The sequence below is a fragment of the Pseudomonas sp. 10S5 genome, assembly GCF_035019745.1.
Classification (GTDB): Bacteria; Pseudomonadota; Gammaproteobacteria; order Pseudomonadales; family Pseudomonadaceae; genus Aquipseudomonas.
In genome coordinates this window covers 169,673-194,260 of the sequence record NZ_JASJVL010000005.1, presented here as the reverse complement: position 1 = coordinate 194,260, position 24,588 = coordinate 169,673, and the positions used below count along the sequence as shown (strand labels likewise).

Genomic DNA, 24,588 nt, shown 5'->3' with positions numbered 1-24,588 from the left:
ACATGGAACTCAACCTCTGGACGCAGAGCCTAGTCACCGCTATGACGGTGTTGTGGACTAAAGTCGCTAATTTCATTCCAAACCTTTTCGGCGCCCTAATTGTGGTGCTGCTCGGGTTTGTTGTCGCCAAGCTGCTGGACACCCTGCTATCGAAACTGCTGGCTAAACTCGGTCTTGATCGGTTGATGGGCGGTACAGGCCTGACCAAGTTGATTGCGCGAGCTGGCGTACAGGTGCCGATATCAACGCTGATTGGCAAAATCGTCTATTGGTTCGTGCTGCTTATTTTCCTTGTCTCGGCTGCTGAGTCGCTCGGTCTTGAACGGGTATCGGCGACGTTGGATATGTTGGCGTTGTATCTGCCAAAGGTATTCGGCGCTGCGTTGGTATTGCTGGTAGGGGTACTCTTGGCCCAACTGGCCAATGGACTTGTACGCGGTGCCGCTGAGGGTGTAGGGCTTGATTACTCCGCTGGCTTGGGACGAATCGCCCAAGGGCTCGTTATTATCATCAGTATTTCGGTCGCGATCAGTCAGTTAGAGGTTAAAACCGACCTGCTCAACCATGTAATTGTGATCGGCTTGATTACCGTTGGTCTGGCATTCGCGCTGGCAATGGGCTTGGGCAGTCGTGAAATTGCAGGCCAAATTCTTGCGGGAATATATGTGCGTGAGTTATATCAAGTGGGGCAACAAGTGCGGGTGGGTGAAGTCGAAGGGCAGATTGAAGAAATGGGTACGGTAAAAACGACGCTGCTGACCGATGAAGGGGAGTTGGTATCCTTGTCCAACCGAATTCTGCTCGAACAGCAAGTGTTCAGCCGCTAACCCGGCAAATTCTGCTACCCTGTGCCGCCACAAATTGCTGGAAGTATGGCAGTGGCGGACATTGACCTGATAGACCTTACTGTCGGCATGAGTTTTTTTGAATAAGCCCCAATCGCTGTCCATGCGCTACGATCCCCGCGAACTCTCTGATGAGGAGTTGGTGGCGCGGTCGCACGTCGAGCTGTTTCATGTGACTCGGGCATATGAAGAGTTGATGCGACGCTACCAGCGAACACTTTTTAACGTATGTGCACGTTATTTAGGGAACGATCGCGATGCTGATGATGTCTGTCAGGAAGTGATGCTTAAAGTGTTGTATGGCTTGAAAAATTTCGAAGGAAAGTCGAAGTTCAAAACCTGGCTCTACAGCATCACTTACAACGAATGTATTACGCAGTACAGGAAGGAACGGCGGAAGCGTCGCTTAATGGACGCGTTGAGTCTGGACCCACTTGAGGAGGCGGCAGATGACAAGTCGCCTGCACCTGAAGAGCAGGGCGGGCTTGATCGCTGGCTTGTGCATGTGAATCCAATCGATCGGGAAATTCTGGTGCTACGATTTGTCGCAGAGCTAGAATTTCAAGAAATTGCGGACATCATGCACATGGGCCTGAGTGCCACAAAAATGCGCTACAAACGCGCGCTTGATAAACTACGTGAGAAATTTGCGGGCATTACCGAAACTTAACTCGGGGCAAATATCTCTAACGTGCAGACAAGTTCTGATAGACTTGTCGTCGAGTTGTCCTTCAGTACGAAGGGCTTCTTAACAATCACCAGATGGGGATTTAACGGATGAAACTGAAAAACACCTTGGGCATTGCCATTGGTTCTGTTGTTGCCGTAGCTTCGTTCGGCGTTCTGGCGCAAGGCCAAGGCGCGGTCGAGGGTGAGGCCTTCTACCAGAAGAACTACAACGACAGCGTCAACCACGTAGAAGACGGCCGCACCGCTGGTGCTTCCATCGGCTACTTCTTGACCGACGACGTTGAAGTTATCCTGGGCTATGGCAAAACTAATTACACGCGTTCCAACGGCGATACCGGCAACCAGAAGATTCATGGCGACACTAGCTCCCTGGCCGGTATGTACCACTTCGGTACCGTTGGTGATGCTATCCGTCCATACGTTTCCGGCGGCTTTGCTCACCAGAGCATGACCGGCGTTGAAGCTGACGGTTACAAGGGTCGTGACTCGTCCACCTTCGCAACCATCGGTGCTGGTGCCAAGTGGTACATCACAGACAACTTGTATGCACGTGCTGGCGTAGACGCTGACTACAAGCTGGATAACGGCAAGTGGGACTACGCTCCTACCATCGGCTTGGGCGTTAACTTTGGTGGTGGCTCCAAGCCAGCACCGGCTCCAGCACCGGCTCCACAGCCAGTTGCTGAAGCGCCTGTAGAAGCTCCAATGGAAGCTGCTCCACAAGTCGTACGTGTTCAGTTGGACGTCAAATTTGACTTCAACAAAGCTGTCGTTAAGCCTAACAGCTACGCCGACATCAAGAACCTCGCTGACTTCATGAAGCAGTACCCACAAACCAGCACCACTGTTGAAGGTCACACTGACTCCGTCGGTCCTGACGCTTACAACCAAAAACTGTCTGAGAAGCGCGCTAACGCTGTCAAACAAGTTTTGGTTAGCCAGTACGGTGTTGGCGCTGGTCGCGTGAGCTCGGTTGGTTACGGCAAAACCCGTCCAGTTGCAGACAACAAAACTGAAGCTGGCCGCGCAATCAACCGTCGCGTAGAAGCTGCAGTCGAAGCAAAAGCTGCTCAGTAATTTGTAGCTAAAGCCTCGTAGAAAAGCCCGGCTCAGGCCGGGCTTTTCTTTGCGTGCGATTTGATGAATACAAAGGTACTGCGGACTTATCGCAGCCTTCGACAACTCCTACAGAATCTGTGCATCGCCATCATCTGTGGGACCGAATTTATTCGGGAAGCGGGTAAAGGGTCTCCAACCAAATTGCAATTTGTTGGCGATATAACAAACACCGCAGCGCTTCAAGCACGCCGTGGTGCCCGCCTCGCCATCAGGTTGGCTATAGAATCGTCCCGCAAGACGTTATGGACGCATTAACCAAACTGAGCCTGTTCGACCAATGCCGCCGCACTCGCCGCGACTTCACCAATCACTAATATCGCCGGGCTTTTGAGCTCAAAAGCGAGGGCGTCTGTTTGCATTTCGGCCAGAGTGCTACGGCATTCGCGCTGATGGGGCAGAGAGGCGTTTTCGATCATTGCCACCGGCGTGTTCGCCGACAAGCCACCGGCCATCAGGTTGTCGCGGATTTCCGAGAGCTTGGCGACGCCCATGTATACCACCAGCGTGGTGCCGCTTTGCGCCAAGGCCTGCCAGTTGAGGCTGCTGCCGTCCTGAGTGTGAGCCGTGACCAGCGTAACGCCCCGGCTAACGCCGCGCAGTGTCAGTGAAATACCACATTGAGTTGCCCCCGCCAGTCCGGCCGTTATGCCGTTGACCAGTTCGACTTCAATGCCTTGAGCCCGAAGCCAATCAGCCTCTTCGCCACCGCGTCCAAAAATACATGGATCACCCCCTTTCAGTCGGACCACGCATTTACCCTGGCGGGCGTAACGCAGCATCAGTCGGTGGATGAACGCTTGCGGCGTAGAGCGACAGCCGCCGCGTTTGCCGACCGCAATGACCCGGGCTGAAGCGCAGTGCTCAAGGATCGCGACGTTGACCAGATCATCGATCAGTACCACATCCGCTTCGCGCAGTGCGCGCACAGCTTTGAGTGTCAACAACTCAGGGTCGCCGGGACCTGCACCTACCAGCCAGACTTTTGCGCTCATGCCGTCACCCCTCATTGGTGGACCGCGACCGCTAGCGGGTTGACCGCCAGCAGCCGTTTGATTTCCGGTACGCAGGAGCCACATTGGCTGCCGCACCCCAGCTGTGTTTTCAGTTGAATCAAATCCAGCCCGCGACCAATGCCCCCCACTACCGCGCTTTCGCTGACGTTCATGCAGTTGCACACGACCTTGCTGCTGTGCGGCATGGCGGCGGCGTTACCGGGTGGAGTGCTGATCGGTGCCAACAGCCAGCGGCGTAATTGCTCGTCGGCGCGGCCTTCGAGCCAAAGGCTTTGCAGCCAATGCCGGGCGATGGTCTCTCCGGCCAAGCGAATGGCAATAATGCGGCCGTGTTCAATCCGCACCCGTTTGCCAATCGAGCGGCGAGGGTCGTCGTAAGACAGCACCGGACCTTCATTCAGGCCCAGTAGTTGATCAATCTGGGTCAGCAATTGATTGTCGGGTGCCTGAGCGCCTGCGGCTCGAATCAGCAGCGCTGGACGTTCACGTCCGGCCAAACTGAGGCTGACGTAGGCAAATGCCTCACACAGGGGTCTGAGTGCCTCAATTTTGGTTTGCACGTCACCTTCCACCAATGCAAACAGCTGCCACGACAAACTCACGGCTTCGATGCGCACGCCGGTGTGTTTCAGTTCCGGCTGTTTCGACAAGGGGTCGAAGGCCGGTTGGGTCAGAATGTTCACACCGCCCTTGAGGAAACGATCACCCCAATGCATGGGCAAGAATGCTTGGCCGGGACGAATACTGTCATCAATGGTGACCGGCACGATCAGGCTGCCACGGCGGCTTTTCAGACTGACCAGATCGCCTGCCTGTAGACGATGGCGGCGTAATTCATCCGGGTGCAGGCTTAAAACCGCTTCGCTGACATGGCCGAACAACTGCGCAGCGGTGCCGGTGCGGCTCATGCCGTGCCATTGATCACGCAGGCGTCCGGTGTTCAGGGTCAGCGGAAAGCGCGCATCACGCAGCTCCTTTGCTGCACGGTAGGGTTCGGTTACGAACGTGGCGCGGCCGGACTCCGTCGGGAAAATCCCATCAAGGTATAAGCGCGCTGTCCCGGTTTCGGCGCCCACCGGGAAGGGCCATTGTTGGGGGCCACGCTGTTCAAGCAGCGCATAGCTGATGCCTGACAGGTCCAGATCGCGCTCACGGGTCAGCTGTTTGTATTCATCGAACAATGCTTGAGGCCCATCGAAAGCAAACAGGCTGGTTTTTCCAGGGCGCAGGCGTTGCTCTAGCCGCTGAGCAAAATCAACCGTAATTGCCCAGTCCGAGCGTGCTTGACCCGGCGCAGCTATCGCTTTGCGGACACGGGAAATGCGTCGTTCCGAATTAGTCGCAGTGCCGTCTTTTTCGCCCCAACTGGCGGCGGGTAACAGCAGGTCGGCAAACGTGCAGGTTTCGGTAGTTCTATACGCTTCTTGCAAGACCACAAATGGGCAGGTGGTCAGGGCTTCGCGGATTTTCTGCTGATCCGGTAGCGACTGTGCAGGGTTAGTGCAGGCGATCCACAACGCTTTGATTTTGCCGGTTTGCAGCTGTTCGAATAGCTCGATAGCTGACAATCCGGGTGTTTCGGGCAATGCATCGACGCCCCAGTAGGCTGCGACTTCCTCGCGATGCGCGGCGTTGCCGGCTTCGCGGTGGCCCGGCAACAGGTTCGACAGGCTGCCGGTTTCGCGTCCGCCCATGGCGTTAGGCTGACCGGTTAGTGAGAACGGCCCTGCGCCAGGGCGCCCGATCTGACCGGTAGCAAGGTGTAAATTGATCAGCGCGCTGTTCTTCGCGCTGCCTGAGGTGGACTGGTTTAATCCCATGCACCACAGCGACAAAAAACTTGGCGCGGTGCCGACCCATTGTGCGCAGGCGTGCAGTTGCTCAACCGGTATACCGCATATCTCCGAGACCATCTGTGGGGTGTAATCGCGGACCAGGCTTTTCAGCTCGGCGTAGCCTTGGGTGTGGGCACTGATGAAGCTGCGGTCAACCCAGTCTTCCCATAGCAGCAAGTGCAAAATACCGTGAAACAGCGCGACGTCGGTGCCGGGCTGAATCGCCAGGTGCATATCGGCCAAATCGCAGGTGTCGGTGCGGCGCGGATCAACGACGATGATTTTCATCTCGGGCCGTAAGCTTTTTGCTTCTTCCAACCGGCGAAACAACACCGGGTGGGCGTAGGCCATATTGCTGCCGACGATCATCACGCAATCGCTGAGTTCGATGTCTTCGTAATTGCACGGCGGTGAGTCCGCGCCCAGGCTGCGCTTGTAGCCGACCACGGCGGAGGACATGCACAGCCGCGAATTACTGTCGATATTGTTGGTGCCGACCAAGGCCCGCGCGAGCTTGTTGAATGCGTAATAGTCTTCGGTCAGGAGTTGCCCTGACACATAGAACGCAACGCTGTCTGGGCCGTGCTCACGAATGGTCTCGGCGAAGACATTGGCCGCATGCTCCAGTGCGGTGTCCCAATCTGTTGGGCTGCGCGCGAGGGTTTTGCCCAAGCGCAATTCCGGGTACAGCGCTCGGGCCGTGACGTCGCCAGTCAGGTGCAGGCTCGCGCCTTTGCTGCAGAGCTTGCCGAAGTTGGCGGGGTGTTGCGGATCACCGCTGACACCGAGAATGCGCTCGCCATCGTGTTCGATCAGTACGCCGCAACCGACACCGCAATAGCAGCAGGTCGAGGCCGTAATCTGCGTGGCGGATTCTGTCGCAGCAGGCGGGCGCATCAGCCCGCTTCCTTGAGGGATAACAGCACCCGGCCATTTTCAACTCGGGCCAAGTGCTTGTGTGCGCAGCCGATGTCAGGCGCTTGTGCATCACCGGTTTCCAGGTCGATTTGCCAGTTATGCAACGGGCACGAAACACGCTTGCCGTAGATCAAGCCTTGGGACAGCGGACCACCCTTGTGCGGGCAACGGTCGTCGAGGGCAAACACGTCGTCGTCGCTGGTGCGAAAGATGGCGATGTCGCCCTTGGGGCCTTCGACGATGCGCGAACCCAGTGGGTTGATGTCTTCAAGGGCGCAGATGTCAAACCAGTTCATGCCAGCAGCTCCACGGGAATACGTTCGAATTCTTTCTTCAGCAGCGGCTGAGAAATGCGTTCCTTCCAAGGGTCTTGTTCGAACGACAGCGAGAACTGCAAGCGCGCGTTCAGCGCCTGGCGTTTATCAGCGTCTTCCAGCACGGCTTTCTTGATGTAGTCCATGCCGACGCGTTGCAGGAAATGCACGGTGCGTTCGAGGTAGAACGCTTCTTCGCGGTACAGCTGCAGGAACGCGCCGTTGTATTCGCGGACTTCTTCGGCGGTCTTGAGTTTGACAAAAAACTCCGCGACTTCGGTTTTGATCCCGCCGTTGCCGCCGATGTACATCTCCCAACCGGAATCGACACCGATGATGCCGACGTCTTTGATGCCGGCTTCCGAACAGTTGCGTGGGCACCCGGAGACGGCCAGCTTGACCTTGTGCGGTGACCACATGTTGAACAGGTCGTGTTCCAGTTCAATGCCCAGTTGCGTCGAGTTCTGCGTGCCGAAGCGGCAAAACTCGCTGCCGACACAGGTTTTTACCGTGCGGATCGATTTGCCATACGCATGGCCGGATGGCATGTCGAGGTCTTTCCAGACTCCCGGCAAGTCCTCCTTCTTGATCCCCAACAAGTCGATGCGTTGACCGCCGGTGACCTTGACCATAGGCACGTTGTATTTGTCGGCCACGTCAGCGATACGCCGCAGTTCGGACGGGTTGGTCACGCCGCCCCACATCCGTGGAACCACCGAGTAGGTGCCGTCTTTCTGAATGTTGGCGTGGGCGCGCTCGTTGATCAGGCGCGACTGTGGATCGTCCTTCGCTTCCCCCGGCCAAGTAGAAATCAGGTAGTAGTTCAGCGCTGGGCGGCAGGTAGCGCAGCCGTTGGGAGTGCGCCAGTTCATGTAGCTCATCGCACTGGCGATGGTCAGTAAATGCTGCTCGCGGATCGCCGCGCGGATCAGGCCGTGGTTTAAGTCGCTGCAACCGCAGATGGCTTTTTCGCTTTTCGGTTTTACATCCGCTGCGCCGCCGACGGTGTTGATCAAAATCTGTTCCACCAGCCCTGCGCAGGAACCGCAGGAGCTGGCGGCTTTGGTGTGTTTTTTCACGTCGTCGACGCTAAACAGCCCGTGTTCCTGAATCGCTTTGACGATGGTGCCTTTACACACGCCGTTGCAGCCGCAGACTTCAGCGGTGTCTGCCATGCCCATGGCTTTATCTTGGCCTTGGTGGCCGACGTCACCCAAGGCGTTTTCACCAAACATCAAGTGATCGCGAATTTCATTGATCTGCGCGTTTTCCCGAATTTGCCGGAAATACCAGCCGCCATCTGCCGTGTCGCCATACAAGCAGGCGCCTACAAGCACGTCATCCTTGATCACCAGTTTTTTATAGACCCGGCCAATCGGGTCAGAGAGGGTGATGGTTTCTGTGCCTTCGCCGCCCATGAAGTCGCCAGCGGAAAACAAATCGACGCCTGTCACTTTTAATTTGGTTGAGGTAACCGAGCCTTGGTAACGGGCAAAGCCTAGCTGCGCCAAATGGTTCGCACAGACTTTTGCCTGTTCAAACAGTGGAGCGACCAGCCCGTATGCGATGCCGCGATGGCTGGCGCACTCGCCAATGGCGTAGACCCGTGGGTCGTAGGTTTGCATCGTATCGCTGACCAAGACGCCGCGATTACACGGGATGCCTGACTGCTCAGCGAGTTCGGTGGCGGGGCGGATACCGGCCGCCATGACCACCAGGTCTGCGGGGATCACGTCGCCATTTTTGAATTGCACTGACTTCACGCGGCCTTTGCCGTCGTCGAGCAACGCTTGGGTCGATTCTTCCAGGCGGAACGACAGTCCGCGTGTTTCCAGTTCAGTTTGCAGCAATTGCCCGGAAACTTTGTCCAGCTGACGCTCCATCAGCCATTCGCCGATGTGCACCACGGTCACGTCCATGCCGCGCAACCTGAGGCCGTTGGCTGCTTCAAGACCCAGCAGTCCGCCGCCAATCACCACGGCATGGGTGTGGGTTTTGGCGGTATTGATCATGGTTTGGGTGTCGGCGATGTCACGGTAGCCAATCACGCCCTGCAAGGTGTTGCCCGGAATCGGCAATATGAATGGTATCGAGCCGGTGGCAATCAGCAGGCGATCGTAATGGGCCTCGGTGCCATCGTCGGCGATGACCAAGCGTTTGGTCCGGTCGATCTTCACGGCCTTGCGGTTTAGCAGGAGGTGGATGTTGTTTTCCAAGTACCAGCTCAGGTCGTTGAGCACGATGTCTTCAAAGTTTTGCTCACCGGCCAGGACCGGCGACAGCAGGATTCGGTTGTAGTTTGGGTGCGGCTCGGCGCCGAATACGGTGATGTCGTATAGGTCCGGACTCAGTTTGATCAGCTCTTCAAGGGTGCGGACACCCGCCATACCATTCCCAATCATCACCAGCTTGAGTCGTTTCATGTGGCCTCCGAGAACCGCTAGGGGTAAGCTCGACAATTCCGCGCAAACAAAAAAAGGCGTCCCGCCAGTTAATGGCGAGGACACCTTTGTCCGGTCCCGTTCTCTCGGGAAGTGCAGCCTTCGACGTTGAAAGCTGCAACGATGTAATTACTTACTGCAACCTATGCAGCGGTTGTGCCAAGTCGGGTTATCCTATTTTTATTGGGGCGGGTGATAGATTTTTCGCAATTTTTTGCACCTTTTTGAAGCCCACTGCGCGGAGTTGGTGCGAATAAAAACGCCCTCTCATCAAACAAGACATTTATTGAAATATCGACACTTGGACTGGATGAGCGCGCTCGCCCGCGACGGGCCCCTTGTCGAAGACGTGGTGACCCTTCTTATCAAACAGAAACATCTCAACAGTCGACCAGAGCGACACCAAGGAAAATTTTGTCAGCGGTACTCACACTCATTTACCAGCCTCCAAACCCATGACAAAAAGCGTTAGACAATACCAATTTTTATTAACACAAAAAGCCCGAATATTACCGATAACAGCCCCCAGCCGACCCACAGCAATACCGCCAGTTTGTGTTTCAATGGGACAGGGAAATTTTTTAAATTCTCGGTGCTAACAGCTCCTTTTCGGACAAAAACACCAGGCATCACCATAAGTCCCATTATTAACCCAAAGACATGTATCCGCCCCCAAGGACCAGCATTTATCAAAAATGCTCGAATCATAACTGCGGAACTGTTTTTAAAGTGCCTTAGCATCAGGTCCATTTTGGTATAGGCGATATATAGCGCTATAGCGATCCAAATTATAATACCTCCAAAATTTACTAGACCTACACAAAGGAAAATTTTGTCAGCGGTACTCACACTCATTTACTGACCTCGTAAATCACTTTGCCTGCCGTTTCAATCCCTTTCCAGCAGATCTGTGCTGCAAAGCCCCCTCGCCAATAATTAAAACGCCACCTACAAACGCTCCTCTATTAGTCTCCATTTAATATTTGCGGGCAACCCACTGAGATCCTCAGCACTAATACTGCCTCGCTTAATATAAAAATCGGAAAAGGTAACGAAGCCAGAAATCCCTCCAACTATTAATAGTCGCCCCCACCCCTCCGAAACGTAGAGGCGTTAGAGCTTTGACAGCAGGGCTATTTCTGAAGCAATCCAATAGCATATCCATTTTTGTATAGGCGATATGTACTGCAACCCCAATACAAATCACAGCTCCACTGAAATCTATTAACCCAACAGTGAGGAATATTTTGTCAGCAGTACCCAAGCTCATTCTGATCTCGTAATTCACTTCGCTTATCGCTTCAACGCGGTTGACGAGGGCGAGTAACTAACCGCAAAGCTAGGCATTACCGAATTTTGCATATGCTGCAAGTGCACACATAACCAAAAGCAGCCCCCAACCAAGCCACTGCATCACAATCAGTTTGCGCTTCAGATCGGCAGGAAAATTCTTCAGATCCTCGGCGCTAACCGCCCCCCTCCGAAGAGCCATACCAGGCGTGACCATCATCCCCATTATTACCCCAAAGAGATGCATCCGCCCCCAAGGACCCGCGTGTATCAGAAACCTGCGAATCATAATTATCGGACTATTCTTCATGTGGCCCAACATCAGGTCCATTTTGGTGTAGGCGAGATACATCGCTGCCCCAATCCAAGCAAGCATGCTTGCAAAATAAACTAACCAAATACAGAGGTAAATTTTATCGGCGGTACTAACGCTCATTTTCTGACCTCGTAAATCAACTCGCCTGCCTTTTCACCACCCATTCCCCCTAAATAACCTGAGGCGAAAGAAACTCCCCCCACGACCACAACACCGCATACAAGCGCTCCCACCCCAGCAGTCGGAACCCCGATAGCAAAGCAGATCGCTCCAGTCCCGACGGCGCTTAAAACTCCGCCTGCGACAAAACCGCCCGCAGCCCCTCCTGCGAACCCTCCGGTCTCCGTATATTTCACCTTCTCACACGCCTCAGCATCCCCCGCCCGGCATACATCCTGCACTTTCATATAAGAAGCCCCGCCGCCAATAGCGGTGCCCACCCAACCACCGTAATTTATGTACTTGGAGGCCTTGGCCACTTTGGCCAGATGAGTGGCATATCCAGGGTTCATGTCATGGGCACCGGCCCGGCCCCAGCGATGCACCAAACTACGGCTGGAAATACCCAGGGCGGTTTTCAGTTTCGGGTGGTCAGGGTAGTCGATGGTATTTTTGGTCAGCTTGGTGAGGTGGGTGTCGAGTTGAGCAAACAGTTCTTTGCGTTCAGCAAAGAACTCGGGGGATCGCAGGTGCCCGTGTTGGTTGAAGGTGCGCTTGTGCAGGTCTTCAATGGCTTCCAGGATTTCTCCTACCGCGTCTATGTTGTCCTTGTAAACCGCCGCCGCCATGCTGGTCCCAATAGAGCCGTACTTGATTAAAGACTCGATTTCGTCGCGGTGGCGAACCATGAAGTCGGCTTCTTCAGGACTAAGATCCTCCAACGCCATATTCACCACTTTTGCCGCGTCCATCAGGCGCGCTTCTTCCTCAGTGCATTGTCCATTATTGGGATCACTGAGCACGATCATTTGCCCGGCTTTTATCTGATCCAACCCAGGGTTTAGGATCCTGAATTTAGCAATGACCGCAGAACTGGCTGAGGTGAACAACTGCGCTTCCAGTCGTTCAACCGTGGTGCTTCTGGGGACAATATAGAACCCGGGGTCGTGCAGTTCGATGGGTTCTGATTGCAGCTCTGGAGGAAAAAGCCTGTAACGTTTATAAATGGACGTCGGGACGGGCAGGTGCAGGGTAGCCAGGGTCTTTTCATTGCTCACCTTGAGATGTTGAGCAAAGACATAACGCAGTAAGCGCTCGGGATCAGGTCGCATAACCGGTTGGGTGAGCCGTGGCCCCGGGATGCGTTTGACGCTGTCGCTTATGGCACGCTGGCGATTGCGCGCCAACGCTTGCGATTGACTCGCGAGACTGCGGTGCTCTTTCAATAGGGCGTCTATGCCCTGGGTGGGGGTTTTACGACCGAGTTCAACGTCATCAATAATATGCTTGGCGTAATAGGACACTTCCCGAATAAACCACACGCGCCCATTACCTTGATCAAGGTGTCGGGCGCTAACACTAATGGCTTGTCCTTGCAGTTGTCCTGCTGCTTGGTGGACATCCCAGATATCATCACGGCTGGCGCTCATCGTTATTCACCCCAAAAGCTATAGCCGCTGGTAGCCGCGGGCGTTGTTTGATAAAAATCAAACGTGCAGTCCAACTCTTCTCTTCGGGTCAGTGCTTGTTCCAATAAGGGCGAAAATTTATCAATGTATTTGGAGATAATGATAAAGCCATGAGTTGACTGGTTGTTATTTTCAAAATTGGCCAGGTTACGAGTATAAGAAAGCACCATTATTTCGTCGGTATGTGCTGACTGGTGTTTGTTGCCGATCGACTCTTTACTGGAGCAGCCTGCCAAATCAATCCTTGAGCCTTGCCGGTAATTGTCATGTATGCAGGCTTAGCCATAACTACCTCTCCTTTTGATGGGAGGGTAGTTTATTGGAAAGTGAATCCGGCAGGATGTAGGACGCGTCTGAAAATCAAGCAATTGCAGAATAAAACCAGACTTATATTGCCTTGATTGTTCGAGCGCATGTTGCGCAGCTTTTGTTTTATTGCATCGCGCAACTTCTTGCGCAAGTTTAATCCCTCAGGGGATCACCGATGCAACATCATCACAACCACTACCAAATTCACCAACAACGACACTAACGCCACGGTCCTCCAGACCTTCAGCGGTTCTCGCTCCAGCAGTGGGCGCGGACGGGTATTGGCAGGGTTTAACTCCGCTTTTTCGAGGTTTATTAACCACTCTTCGGCGGTTTCATAGCGCTGCGCCGGGTCGGTTTGCAGGGCTTTGCTCAGGCAATGTTCCAGCCAGTCCGGCACGTCCGGTCGGTAGCGGCTGGCGGGTACTGCGTTGCCGAAGCGCGGGTGTTGAAACGCTTCGATTTCGCCGTAGGGGTAATGCCCGGTAAGCAAGAAGTACAACGTCACCCCGGCGCTGTACAAATCCTGTTGCGCGCTGGGAGCGGCGCCGCCGAACGCCTCGGGGGCAATGAAGCTCGGAGTGCCCGGCAGATCGTTAGCGGTGTCCACCGACAACCCTGGACAAAAAGCCAAGCCAAAATCCAGAATTCGCAGGTCGCCGTTATCGTCGAGTAGCAGGTTTTCCGGCTTGATGTCGCGGTGAAAAATGTTGCGCCGATGCAACAAGCCCACGGCACGCAACAAGTGGGTCGCTACGCCTTGCCATTGAGCCATTGGCAGCGGGCCATGGTTACTGAACAGCTCTGCCAAGGTCTGGCCGGGGTATTGGCGCATCAGGTAATACAGGTGCTGACGTTCGGTGGCGGTATGAACTTGCGGGAAGTATCGCCCCGCGACCCGGCGTAAGAACCATTCTTCCAGCAACAGGCTTTGCTCGGCGTTAGCTTCGGCATGACGGCTGGCGGGCAGGGTTTTCAACAGCCAGGGTTGCTGCTGCCGATCACGCACCCGATACAACAACGACTGTCGCGACTGCGCGAGCAGGGTTTCCACCTGCCAGCCCTCGAACAGCTGGTCCGGTCGCAGGACAGGGGGCAGCGGCCATTGTTGCAACTGGACCAAGGTATCGCCGAGGTTATCTTCACCCAAGCCGTCGACTTGAATCAGCAGCGCGCTGGCGTTGTCCTGACTGCCCGCCAGGTGCGCAGCGGCGACCAAGGTGTTGACTGCGCTCTGCAGGTCATGTTGCTCGCGCAGAATCGAGGTAATTGTGGCGTCACCCAAGGTCGCCCACACACCGTCGCTTAGCAGCAACCAGCGTTCACCCTCGCGCAATTCCCCGTCCAGGTAGTCCATGACCAAATGCTGATCAAGCCCCAGCGCGCGCTTGAGCACATGCTGCATCTCGGGCTGATCCCAGACGTGGTCTTCGCTCACTCGTTGCAATTGGCCAGCATGCCAACGGTAGGCTCGGCAATCGCCAACGTGGGCGAGGGTAAACCGGCGCCCGCGCAGCACTAATGCACTCAACGTAGTGAGTAACCCGTTGGCTTGCAGCCAGCGATTTTGCGCCAGCAGCAAGCGGTCCAGGGACTGTGCAACGCCCCAGGTTTCAGGCGTTGCGTAGTAATCCAGCGCCAATGCCTGCAAGGTCGAGCGCGCCGCCAATCCGCCATCGACGCACTGACTTACCCCATCGGCGAGGGCGAACAAGTAACCCTTGCTCGCGGCCAGCGCCGGCATCGGAGTTATCTGACGGCTCGCGTCCTGATTCTCGGCGCGAGGACCGTTGGCGCTGAAATGGGCGAAACTCAGTTGCAAGCTCATTGACCGGTTATACCCGAGCAGCGGTCACAGCCGCCGAACCCCAAGTGGTTCTCCAGCGACGCTTAACGTTGTGCAAGCCGAACCAGGCCAAGACGCCCAGGCTGGCAAATAACCACAAGCCCATTTGATAGCCGCCGGTGTTTTGTTTGATTGCACCCAGACCCGCCGCCAGTAGAAAACCACCGACGCCGCCTGCCATGCCGATCAGGCCGGTCATGACACCGATCTCTTGACGAAAGCGTTGAGGTACCAATTGAAACACTGCACCATTCCCCGCGCCAAGGCCAAGCATCGCGGCAACAAACAGCGCCAGCGCGGCCCAGGAGCTTGGCAGGTTGAAGCCAACAGCAGCGATGCAGACTGCGGCTACGCCATACATGCCCGACAAGGTCCGAATCCCGCCAAAACGGTCCGCCAAAGCGCCGCCCAAAGGGCGCATCATGCTGCCGCCGAACACACAGGCTGCCGTGTAATAACCCGCTGTTACGGGGCTCAGGCCGTATTGATCGTTGAAGTAGCCGGGCAGGGCGCTGGCCAAACCGATGAAGCCACCAAAGGTCACTGCGTAAAAGAACATGAACCACCAAGTGTCGCGGTCACCCAACGCTTTTGAGTAGTCGGCCATGGATTTAGGTTTTGCTCGCTGTGGTGAGTTGCGCGCCATTAAGCTGAAGGCGATCAGAACAAGTGCCAGTGGGATCAATGCAAAACCGAAGACGTTGGTCCAACCAAATGCCACGGCCAATGCCGGCGCGATCAGTGCGGCGAACACGGTGCCGGAGTTGCCTGCACCGGCGATGCCCATCGCTTTGCCTTGATGCTCTGGCGGGTACCATTGTGAAGCTAGCGGAAGGGCGACAGAGAACGAAGCGCCAGCCATTCCTAGGAACAAGCCCAGCAACAGCGCTTGCTCATAGCTGTGAACCCCCAGTTGCCAGGCAGCAAGCAACGCGCCAATTACGATGACCTGGCCCACGATTCCGGCGGTCTTTGGCGACAGTTTGTCCGCCAACAGACCCATCAGCACTCGCAAAAACGCGCCGGCCAGAATCGGCGTAGCAACCATTAAGCCGCGTTGTTGAGTGGTCAAGTGCAAGTCCGCGGCGATTTGCACCGACATTGGGCCAAGCAGGTACCAGACCATGAAGCTCAGGTCGAAATACAGAAAGGCTGCGAACAGCGTTGGTCGGTGACCCGCTTTCCAGAAGCTTGCATTCATAGAACACCTCATCTGCATACAAAGAATCGCGGCCTATGGGCCAAAACGCAAAAAACGCCGCTACCCGATTCGCCTGAGCGAGAAGGGAATGCGACGTCTTTGTCGTGTAAGGGGTAACCGCCTTTGGCTACCGGTGCGAGGATATAAGCAAGTTGCGAGCCATAACGACGATCCAAGGTGGCGAGCTTTTGCGCAATGAAGGGCAACAAGGTCTAAAAATATTCAAATAGATATCAACTAAGAAACCGAATCGCCCATTTTCGAGGGTTATGTAGCTGATCACTGCCAGACGCGCTCTTACTGAGTTATCTTTCCATTTCAGTCGCTTATAGGGCACGTTTCTACCCCAGTAACTCACTCATTGCGATGATTTGCTCAGCCACCTGGATAAGCTTTTGCTGACGGCTCATGGCTTGGCGACGCATCAGGGTGTAGGCCTCTTCTTCTTTACAATTCTTCATCTTCATCAGCAGGCCCTTGGCTAATTCGATGCGCTTGCGCTCAGCCAGCTGCTGATCCCGTGCCTGTATCTGGGCACGAAGTTCCTGATCGCTCTCAAAACGGGCCATTGCCACATCCAAAATCGGTTGCAGGCGCTGAGCGAGAATGCCTTCGACGATGTAGGCGCTGACGCCGGATTTTATTGCTTGGCGCATTACCAGCGGGTCATGTTCGTCAGTGAACATCAAAATGGGTCTGGGCTGATCACGGCTGACGAGCACCACTTGCTCCATGACGTCGCGGCCCGGTGATTCGGTGTCAATCAGAATTACATCGGGTTGAACTGCTTCTACCCGGGCGGGCAAGTCAATAATCAAACCGGACTCATCAATGACCTCAAAACCTGCCTCTATAAGGGCGGCCTTGAGGCGACCTACTTTCTTGGGCGTGTCGTTTATCAGCAGGATACGCAGCATGTTCGCAGGCTCCTTCAACGACGGATGAAAGTGGGGGCAGCATCAACCAGCGCATGTAGTTTGAAACTGTGGGCGTATGCCGTCGGGTCACTGCCATCCCAGATTTTTCCATCGATCAGTTGGCTGCTGCGCATGGCCGACTCAGGTACCTTGACGCCCACTGCCTCGGCGGCCTGTTCGTAGAGCTCTAGTCGATGCACCTGAGTGGCGATCGCCACATAATCAGGTTCTTCGCGCAGCAAACCCCAGCGACGGAATTGCGTCATGAACCACATTCCGTCCGACAGGTAAGGCATGTTTACTTCGCCAGCGCCGTGGAAGCGCACCGCGTGGTGATCGTGCCATTCATGGTTGAGGCCGTCTGTGTAATCGCCCATCAACCGCGGCTCGATATGGCCCACTGGCGTATTCAAGTAGTCGCTGCCGCTGAGCAGTTGAGCGGTGCTACGTCGATTTTCGTCGTTTTGTTCGATGAACTTGCTGGCTTCGAGCACCGCCATTACTAGCGCGCGGGCGGTGTTCGGATTTTGTTCGACAAACTCCCGGGTGCAACCCAGAACTTTTTCCGGGTGATCCGGCCAGATGGCCTGAGTAGTTGCAAGGGTAAATCCGAGCCCTTGATTAACCGCGCTAGCACCCCAGGGCTCGCCAACGCAAAAGCCGTCAATACGCCCGGCCTGCAAATGCGCGACCATTTGCGAAGGAGGCACCACAACGCTGTCAACGTCATTCAAGGGGTGGATGCCCTGACTTGCCAGCCAGTAATACAGCCACATAGCATGATTGCCAGTGGGGAAAGTTTGAGCGAAGGTCAGTTTTGTACGGCTTTGGTGCACGCGTTTGTCTAATGCGTCAGGACTGACCACGCGGGCTTCTTTTAGGGCCTTTGAAAGATTGATGCTTTGTCCGTTTTGATTCAGGCCCATTAGTACCGCCATGTCGACCTGGCCGGTGCCGCCGATCCCCAACTGTACGGCGTAGATCAGCCCATAGAGGCTGTGGGCAGCGTCTAGTTCACCGCTAACCAACTTGTCGCGTAGATTGGACCACGATGACTGCCGTTTCAGGTTCATCGTGAGTCCATAAGGTTGACCGAATCCCTGAGTGGCAGCGACTACCAGTGGTGCGCAATCAGTCAGGGCGATAAAGCCTAAGTCGATAGTGTTTTTTTCCGGTGCATCGCTGCCTGCGACCCAATCCAGAGCGTTATTAGGTGATTTATTCATAGCGCGTCTCTTTATTCATCCGCGTCTTGAAGCAATGCATATGCCACTCTCGGCGCGAGCGTCGGCAAACATTACAGCATGTCTCGCCTCCTATGCCGGGTCCGTCTATAATCTCGTCCCTGAATTCAGCCGCTCACGAGCCACTCCCGCCCATGTATAACCTGGCACGCCAGTTATTGTTCAAACTTTCCCCGGAAACTTCCCATGACCTGTCGCTGGATTTAATAGGCGCGGGTGGGCGGTTGGGTCTCAATGGTTTGTTAAGCAAAGCGCCTGCTCAGTTACCTGTCAGGGTGATGGGTTTGAACTTTCCAAACCCGGTTGGCTTGGCAGCGGGGCTGGACAAAAACGGTACGGCCATCGTTGGTTTTGCGCAGTTAGGTTTTGGCTTTGTTGAGGTCGGTACAGTGACGCCACGCCCTCAGCCGGGTAATCCGAAACCACGAATTTTTCGTTTGCCTCACGCCGAGGCAATTATTAACCGCATGGGGTTTAACAACCTGGGCGTCGATCACCTGATCACTCGCGTCAAGGCCGCTCGGTACGGCGGAATACTCGGAATCAACATCGGCAAGAACGTTGACACGCCCGTCGAGCGGGCCGTGGACGACTACCTGATCTGCCTGGATAAGGTCTACGAGCACGCGAGTTACGTGACGGTAAACGTTAGCTCGCCTAACACCCCAGGCCTGCGCAGTTTGCAGTTTGGAGATTCGCTAAAACAATTGCTCGAAGCACTGCGCCTGCGCCAGGAAGACCTCGCCATGAAATACGGCCGCCGTGTTCCGCTGGCGATCAAGATCGCACCGGACATGACCGACGAAGAAACTGTTCTAGTGGCCGCTGCGTTAATTGATTCGGGCATGGACGCGGTGATTGCTACCAACACTACGCTCAGCCGCAAAGGGGTGGAAGGCATGCCCTACGCCGATGAGGTCGGTGGACTGTCGGGAGCGCCGGTTCGCGAAAAAAGTACCCATACGGTCAAGGTTTTGGCAGGGGAACTGGCTGGACGATTACCAATCATCGCCGCGGGCGGGATTACCGAAGGCAGGCATGCTGCGGAAAAAATCGCGGCAGGGGCGAGTTTGGTGCAGATTTATTCTGGTTTCATTTATAAAGGGCCGGCGCTAATTGGGCAGTCGGTTGATGCGATTGCGGCAATAAATCGCCGCTGATCAGTAGTGCGAGGTCAACGCCGGATAAAAATAGGGACTCCTGAGAAGGAGCCCCTGGGCGCAAGCCCGCCGCCCGGATGGGGCGTGCATGTTTAGTCAAATGTGCAACATATTTAAAAAATCTGGTCGGAGTGTGCCTGGTTAGCCGACCGCATGAAGTTCGTTAAGTCTGTGGATGCCCGCAGTGCCGGTCATACCGTCCCAGTTGTCGCCGCGTCCTTCTCGCCAGCCATTGATCCAGGCTTGGCGTACTGACGGTAGAGTAAAGGGGCAAAGCTCACGGGATTTACCATGAACACCAAATTGATATCCGCGTAAAAATGCTCTTTCCAACGGATCACGTTTAAGTCTTCTCATAGGGTATTGCCCTCGTCTGTTGACTGTTATGTCCCTGGAGACCTCATGTCGAGGTCGGGCAGAATCTTCTGCCGTGAGTACCCGCTGCCGGCGTCGCGGGCTTAGGGCTGTCGCCATTGCGGTGACAACCTGTGTTGAGTTCTAACGAATGCGTAAGACGCTGTGAATGACCGTTTTGTCATAACAACGTAACGAAAAGGGTGTTCGGGCCATAAGCAGCCCAGTTGCTGGCACTGTATTTTTTCCACAGCCCCCCTGAACCGAGGCTTTGATTGGGAATGGGAGGCGCTTTTATCGTTTAAAAGATGTCGGATCGACGCCAATTTTTAATCGACGAAGGGTCACGAAATATAAGGTATTGCTGCAACGTTTTAGTTTTCGCTGGGTCGACGCAATCGAATCTATTGGTAAGCGGACGACGCGGTTTATCTGATATACAGCAGTACTGCCTTGCGAATGAATTCGTTTCTGCAGGGTGGATCGGCACAATTTGTGTGCCTGGCAGGCGTTCTCCAAGAAAGGCGCTTGTTTAAAATCTGGTGAAGCAACGCGTTGCTCACCGCTACTCGCCAAAGGCGTTGGATTATCATGTCGGACCGTTTTGAACTCTTCCTTACTTGTCCCAAAGGCCTGGAGGGCTTGCTCGCTGAAGAAGCGACTGGGCTTGGTCTAGAGGAAACCCGCGAACATACTTCGGCCATTCGCGGCTTGGCAGACATGGAAACTGCCTACAGGCTGTGCCTCTGGTCGCGCTTGGCTAACCGCGTGTTGCTGGTCATCAAGCGTTTTCCCATGAAAGACGCCGAGGATTTGTATCACGGTGTGCTGGACGTTGAATGGGAAGATCACCTGGACGCCGAAGGCAGCCTTGCGGTGGAGTTCAGCGGAAACGGTTCGGGGATTGATAACACCCACTTTGGTGCATTAAAGGTCAAGGATGCGATCGTTGACAAACTGCGTACGCCCTCAGGCCTACGCCCGTCGGTGGATAAACTCAATCCGGACTTACGCGTTCACCTGCGCCTTGATCGCGGCGAAGCTATTTTGTCGCTTGATCTGTCCGGGCACAGCCTGCATCAACGTGGTTATCGTTTGCAGCAGGGGGCCGCACCGCTGAAAGAAAACCTTGCGGCGGCGATTTTGATTCGTGCCGGTTGGCCGCGCATCGCTGCTCAAGGCGGGGCGTTGACTGACCCGATGTGCGGCGTCGGAACCTTCCTGGTGGAAGGTGCAATGATCGCGGCGGACATCGCGCCGAACCTCAAGCGCGAACGCTGGGGCTTTTCTGCCTGGCTGGGGCACATTCCGGCGACATGGAAAAAACTGCACGACGAAGCACAGGCACGGGCTGACATCGGCTTGGCCAAGCCACCTTTGTGGATTCGTGGTTATGAAGCTGATCCCCGTTTGATCCAGCCTGCGCGCAATAACATTGACCGCGCGGGTTTAAGCGAATGGATCAAGGTTTATCAAGGTGAAGTCGCGACTTTTGAGCCGCGTCCTGACCAGAACCAGAAAGGTCTGGTGATCTGCAACCCTCCTTACGGTGAACGTTTGGGCGATGAAGCCAGCCTGCTTTATCTCTACCAGAACCTTGGTGAGCGTTTGCGTCAGGCGTGCCTAAATTGGGAAGCTGCGGTGTTTACCGGTGCGCCTGACCTGGGCAAGCGCATGGGCATCCGCAGTCACAAGCAATACGCGTTTTGGAACGGTGCATTGCCGTGCAAATTGCTGCTGATCAAGGTGGTGCCCGATCAATTCGTCACTGGAGAGCGCCGAACGCCCGAGCAGCGTCAGGTCGAGCGCGATCAGGTTGAAGCTGACGCCAATGAGTCAGCCGAAGTCGAGGCACCGGGTAAATATGAGAAGTACAACAAGAATGGCAATCCGATTAAAACTCCTGAGCCAGTCGTTGAGCAAGCGCGCCTGAGCGAAGGCGGGCAGATGTTCGCAAACCGCCTGCAGAAAAATCTCAAATTGCTAGGTAAGTGGGTGCGTCGTGAAGGCATTGACTGCTACCGCGTTTACGATGCCGACATGCCGGAATACTCTCTGGCTATCGACCTCTATCACGACTGGGTACACGTTCAGGAATACGCCGCGCCTAAGTCGATTGACCCGGAAAAGGCCTCGGCACGTTTGTTTGATGCCCTGGCAGCCATTCCCCAAGCGTTGAACATCGACAAGAGCCGTGTCGTCATCAAGCGCCGCGAGCGTCAGAGCGGCACTAAGCAGTACGAGCGTCAAAGTGCCCAAGGCCAATTCCGCGAAGTCAGTGAAGGTGGCGTCAAGTTGCTGGTCAATCTGACGGATTACTTGGACACTGGGCTGTTCCTTGACCACCGTCCGATGCGCATGCGTATTCAACGTGAAGCGGCAGGTAAGCGTTTTCTCAATCTTTACAGCTACACCGGCACCGCCAGCGTGCACGCGGCCAAAGGCGGAGCACGGACCACCACCAGCGTAGACCTGTCGAAGACGTATCTGGATTGGGCGCGGCGCAATCTGTCGCTCAATGGCTTCTCAGATAAAAACCGACTTGAGCAGGGCGACGTCATGGCGTGGCTGGACGCGAGTCGTGATGAATATGACCTGATATTTATTGATCCGCCGACGTTCTCCAACTCCAAGCGTATGGAAGGGATTTTCGACGTGCAACGAGATCAGGTGCAGCTCCTTGATTTGGCGATGGCGCGTTTGGCACCTGGTGGCGTGTTGTATTTCTCTAACAACTTCCGCAAGTTTCAGCTCGATGAAAACTTGAGCGAGCGTTATTCCGTGGAAGAAATTACCGCACAAACCGTGGACCCGGACTTCGCCCGCAACACCAAGATCCACCGGGCTTGGCGCATTACTGCGCGCTAAGTAATCGTCGCCCCATCATCTGGCTGAATGGGTCAGGTGTTGGCGCGGCCCGGCGGCTTAGCGGACCATCAAGGCCGTTGCAGTGAGATCGAGGTATTGGCCAATTTCGGTTGGCGATACAGATCAAGCAGTACGGTGTCTAAAACGGACGCCGTACCTCCGACTTGCGATCCATTGAGAATTGCCACCACCGCCCAAGTATTGCCATTACTGTCACGGCTGAAGCCTGCAATGGCCCGCACATTGTTCAGGGTGCCGGTTTTGATATGTGCCTCACCACGCATTTGCGTAGTTTTCAGACGTTTGCGCATGGTGCCATCAACCCCGGCCAGCGGCAGGGAGCTGATGTATTCGGCGGCATATGGGCTCTGCCACGCTGATTGGAGCATCTGCGCCATTTCTCTCGCGCTGACGCGTTCGGAGCGGGAAAGGCCTGAACCATTTTCCATGACCAAGTGCGATGCGATGATGCCTTTCTTGGCCAGCCACTGACGAATCACACGTTGCGCAGCCTTGGCGTCGTCCCCATCGGCTTCGTTGCGAAATTTCGCCCCCAGGCTCAGAAACAATTGCTGAGCCATGGTGTTGTTACTGAATTTATTGATGTCACGGATAATCTCAGCCAAATCCGGCGAATAGGCCTTGGCCAGCAATCGAGCGTTACTGGGCACTACTTCTTCGCGGTCCCTGCCCAGAATACTGCCGCCCAACTCTTGCCAAATGGCACGCACCGCACCGGCGGTATAGGTCGGGTGGTCCAGCAATGACAGGTAGGTCTGAGAGCTACAGCCCTGCCCAAGTTGGCCACTGATAATCACGTCGATGCTGCCATCGACCCGAGGGGTCGGGGTGTAACGGACGTCGCCAGTGCAAGTGTCAGACGCCAGCGCCTTGACCTGGTTGTCGAGATGGATGCTGGCAATTGGAGGCTCTACGGACACCATCACTTTGCCCGCGTCGTTATGTGCAATAAAGCGTAGCGCTTTGAGATTGACCATCAGCGCGTCGGGCTTGACCAGGAATGGTTGGTTTTCGTCATTGCCGTCATCGTTGAACACGGGCAACAGCGGCCGTATGAAATAACTGCGATCCAGCACCAAATCCCCCGTGACCTGCAGCACACCGTTAGCGCGTAAGTCGCGCAGCAGCAGCCAGAGCTTTTCCATATTTAATTTAGGATCACCGCCGCCTTTAAGGTAGAGGTTACCGTGCAGGACGCCGTTACTTACGGTGCCGTCAGTAAAAAACTCAGTCCTCCACTGGTGGTTCGGGCCAAGTAATTCCAGTGCGGCATAGGTCGTCACCAGCTTCATGGTCGACGCCGGGTTGACCGAAACATCAGCGTTGTAAACTGTAGCAATGCCCGGTCCGCTGAGCGGCAAAGTGACTAAGGAAAGTGCGTCGTTTCGAAGTTTGGCGGCCTGCAGGGCCTGTTGAACTTTGGGCGGGAGCGAGGTGCTGATCGGGGCGGCGGCGGCGGGCATGGCCAAGGGAAATAAAAGACTGACTAATAACAAGGGGCGAAAAGATTTGATCATTGGAAATAAAGCCCTACTGCTGAGAAGGGAAATGAAGAGGGCATGGATGGATTCCCTCGTTGATAGTGATGTGTCGACGTAAAGACGGCGATTCAAAATGCTGCTCCATTGACGGTCGATGTGTCAGCAGAATGGACCACCTCGGCGCCGGAATGGGCGGTATTATGCCCCAGCCTGGGGTGAGTTGTGCCGATGAAACACCGTCCATTCGGCAATTTTTCTTCGATAATTCGCTATTTTTTTGGCCTTGAGCGACCTCCCGGATGAACATCCAGCACTGAGGCGGGCATTTAGTCGTCCAAGCTGGTAGAGTGCCGCCCGTTATTACTTATGAGGATTGTTCCATGGCCACTAACCGTTCCCAGCGTCTGCGCAAAAAACTCTGCGTTGATGAATTCCAAGAGGTTGGTTTTGAACTCAACCTGGACTTCAAACAAGACCTGGATGATGAGGCTATTGATGCCTTCCTCGACGCATTCCTGACGGAAGCCATGGATGCCAACGATCTGAACTACGTTGGCGGTGAAGACTTTGGTCTGGTGTGCCTGAAGAAACGTGGCTCTGTTAACGCAGAGCAGCGTGCAATAGTCGAAGGGTGGCTCAAAGCCCGTAGCGAACTGACAGAAGTGACAGTCAGCCCGTTGATCGACGTTTGGTACCCGGAAAAGGCGATCAATCCGGTTGCCTGATCAACGCTGATACATAAAGCAGGCTCAATGCCTGCTTTATTCCGAAGAGCGCA

Annotated in this window: 20 protein-coding genes; 6 read left to right on the top strand and 14 right to left on the bottom strand. The window is 55.1% G+C overall.

Annotated features, from left to right (window positions below; translation table 11 throughout):
* Positions 1–2 precede the first annotated feature (2 nt).
* The 3 genes from QN378_RS07200 to QN378_RS07190 all read left to right on the top strand — a co-directional run bounded on the left by QN378_RS07200 (position 3) and on the right by QN378_RS07190 (position 2,612).
* A complete protein-coding gene (locus tag QN378_RS07200) occupies positions 3–827 on the top strand; it encodes a mechanosensitive ion channel family protein (RefSeq protein WP_322203681.1) in 825 nt (274 codons plus the stop codon).
* A gap of 97 nt (positions 828–924) precedes the next feature.
* Entirely contained in the window at positions 925–1,515 is a 591-nt protein-coding gene (gene sigX, locus QN378_RS07195; RefSeq protein WP_322203679.1) for an RNA polymerase sigma factor SigX, read from the top strand.
* Between the two features lie 107 nt (positions 1,516–1,622).
* A complete protein-coding gene (locus QN378_RS07190) occupies positions 1,623–2,612 on the top strand; it encodes an OmpA family protein (protein WP_322203677.1) in 990 nt (329 codons plus the stop codon).
* Positions 2,613–2,905: 293 nt separating this feature from the next.
* On the opposite strand, the gene cobA is transcribed toward QN378_RS07190, so the two are convergent.
* The 12 genes from cobA to QN378_RS07130 form a co-directional block, all read right to left on the bottom strand.
* Positions 2,906–3,646, bottom strand: coding sequence for a uroporphyrinogen-III C-methyltransferase (gene cobA, locus QN378_RS07185; protein WP_323546585.1), 741 nt, complete (start codon positions 3,644–3,646; stop codon positions 2,906–2,908).
* 11 nt (positions 3,647–3,657) lie between these two features.
* Complete coding sequence (locus QN378_RS07180; protein ID WP_323546587.1) at positions 3,658–6,399, bottom strand: molybdopterin-dependent oxidoreductase; 2,742 nt, start codon at positions 6,397–6,399, stop codon at positions 3,658–3,660.
* Positions 6,399–6,716 (bottom strand): nitrite reductase small subunit NirD, encoded by a 318-nt coding sequence (nirD, locus tag QN378_RS07175; RefSeq protein WP_322203671.1) that lies wholly within the window; start codon positions 6,714–6,716, stop codon positions 6,399–6,401. The genes QN378_RS07180 and nirD overlap by 1 nt, the downstream gene beginning before the upstream one ends.
* A complete protein-coding gene (gene nirB, locus QN378_RS07170; RefSeq protein WP_322203669.1) occupies positions 6,713–9,157 on the bottom strand; it encodes a nitrite reductase large subunit NirB in 2,445 nt (814 codons plus the stop codon). Before nirB ends, nirD begins: the two co-directional genes overlap by 4 nt.
* A gap of 486 nt (positions 9,158–9,643) precedes the next feature.
* Entirely contained in the window at positions 9,644–10,030 is a 387-nt protein-coding gene (locus tag QN378_RS07165) for a hypothetical protein (RefSeq protein ID WP_323546589.1), read from the bottom strand.
* A gap of 484 nt (positions 10,031–10,514) precedes the next feature.
* The gene (locus QN378_RS07160; RefSeq protein ID WP_322203668.1) at positions 10,515–10,901 is read right to left on the bottom strand and encodes a hypothetical protein; all 387 of its coding nucleotides are present in this window, start codon (positions 10,899–10,901) and stop codon (positions 10,515–10,517) included.
* Positions 10,898–12,370: a hypothetical protein gene (locus tag QN378_RS07155; protein ID WP_323546591.1), complete on the bottom strand. Its 1,473-nt coding sequence runs from the start codon at positions 12,368–12,370 to the stop codon at positions 10,898–10,900. Before QN378_RS07155 ends, QN378_RS07160 begins: the two co-directional genes overlap by 4 nt.
* A 2-nt stretch (positions 12,371–12,372) precedes the next feature.
* Complete coding sequence (tssD, locus tag QN378_RS07150) at positions 12,373–12,645, bottom strand: type VI secretion system tube protein TssD (RefSeq protein WP_322203665.1); 273 nt, start codon at positions 12,643–12,645, stop codon at positions 12,373–12,375.
* A 242-nt stretch (positions 12,646–12,887) separates the two neighbouring features.
* Positions 12,888–14,546 (bottom strand): bifunctional protein-serine/threonine kinase/phosphatase, encoded by a 1,659-nt coding sequence (locus QN378_RS07145; protein ID WP_322203663.1) that lies wholly within the window; start codon positions 14,544–14,546, stop codon positions 12,888–12,890.
* A 7-nt stretch (positions 14,547–14,553) separates the two neighbouring features.
* Positions 14,554–15,765 carry a nitrate/nitrite transporter gene (locus QN378_RS07140; RefSeq protein ID WP_322203661.1) on the bottom strand — a complete coding sequence of 404 codons (1,212 nt, stop codon included), beginning with the start codon at positions 15,763–15,765 and terminating at the stop codon, positions 14,554–14,556.
* A gap of 341 nt (positions 15,766–16,106) precedes the next feature.
* On the bottom strand, positions 16,107–16,682 hold the full coding sequence (locus QN378_RS07135; protein ID WP_323546594.1) for an ANTAR domain-containing response regulator: 576 nt from the start codon (positions 16,680–16,682) through the stop codon (positions 16,107–16,109).
* Positions 16,683–16,696: 14 nt separating this feature from the next.
* Positions 16,697–17,908: a CmpA/NrtA family ABC transporter substrate-binding protein gene (locus tag QN378_RS07130; RefSeq protein ID WP_323546596.1), complete on the bottom strand. Its 1,212-nt coding sequence runs from the start codon at positions 17,906–17,908 to the stop codon at positions 16,697–16,699.
* A 152-nt stretch (positions 17,909–18,060) separates the two neighbouring features.
* Here QN378_RS07130 and QN378_RS07125 point away from each other — a divergent pair, with 152 nt between their 5' ends.
* Positions 18,061–19,086 (top strand): quinone-dependent dihydroorotate dehydrogenase, encoded by a 1,026-nt coding sequence (locus tag QN378_RS07125; RefSeq protein WP_322203657.1) that lies wholly within the window; start codon positions 18,061–18,063, stop codon positions 19,084–19,086.
* A 141-nt stretch (positions 19,087–19,227) separates the two neighbouring features.
* Here QN378_RS07125 and rmf read toward each other — a convergent pair whose 3' ends face one another.
* Positions 19,228–19,443 carry a ribosome modulation factor gene (rmf, locus tag QN378_RS07120; protein ID WP_080290409.1) on the bottom strand — a complete coding sequence of 72 codons (216 nt, stop codon included), beginning with the start codon at positions 19,441–19,443 and terminating at the stop codon, positions 19,228–19,230.
* A gap of 588 nt (positions 19,444–20,031) precedes the next feature.
* On the opposite strand from rmf, the gene rlmKL reads away from it, so the two are divergent.
* Entirely contained in the window at positions 20,032–22,308 is a 2,277-nt protein-coding gene (gene rlmKL, locus QN378_RS07115) for a bifunctional 23S rRNA (guanine(2069)-N(7))-methyltransferase RlmK/23S rRNA (guanine(2445)-N(2))-methyltransferase RlmL (protein WP_322203655.1), read from the top strand.
* Between the two features lie 68 nt (positions 22,309–22,376).
* On the opposite strand, the gene dacB is transcribed toward rlmKL, so the two are convergent.
* Positions 22,377–23,846 (bottom strand): D-alanyl-D-alanine carboxypeptidase/D-alanyl-D-alanine-endopeptidase, encoded by a 1,470-nt coding sequence (gene dacB / locus QN378_RS07110; protein WP_322203653.1) that lies wholly within the window; start codon positions 23,844–23,846, stop codon positions 22,377–22,379.
* Between the two features lie 344 nt (positions 23,847–24,190).
* Here dacB and QN378_RS07105 point away from each other — a divergent pair, with 344 nt between their 5' ends.
* Positions 24,191–24,535 carry a YggL family protein gene (locus QN378_RS07105; RefSeq protein WP_322203652.1) on the top strand — a complete coding sequence of 115 codons (345 nt, stop codon included), beginning with the start codon at positions 24,191–24,193 and terminating at the stop codon, positions 24,533–24,535.
* Positions 24,536–24,588: the final 53 nt, after the last annotated feature.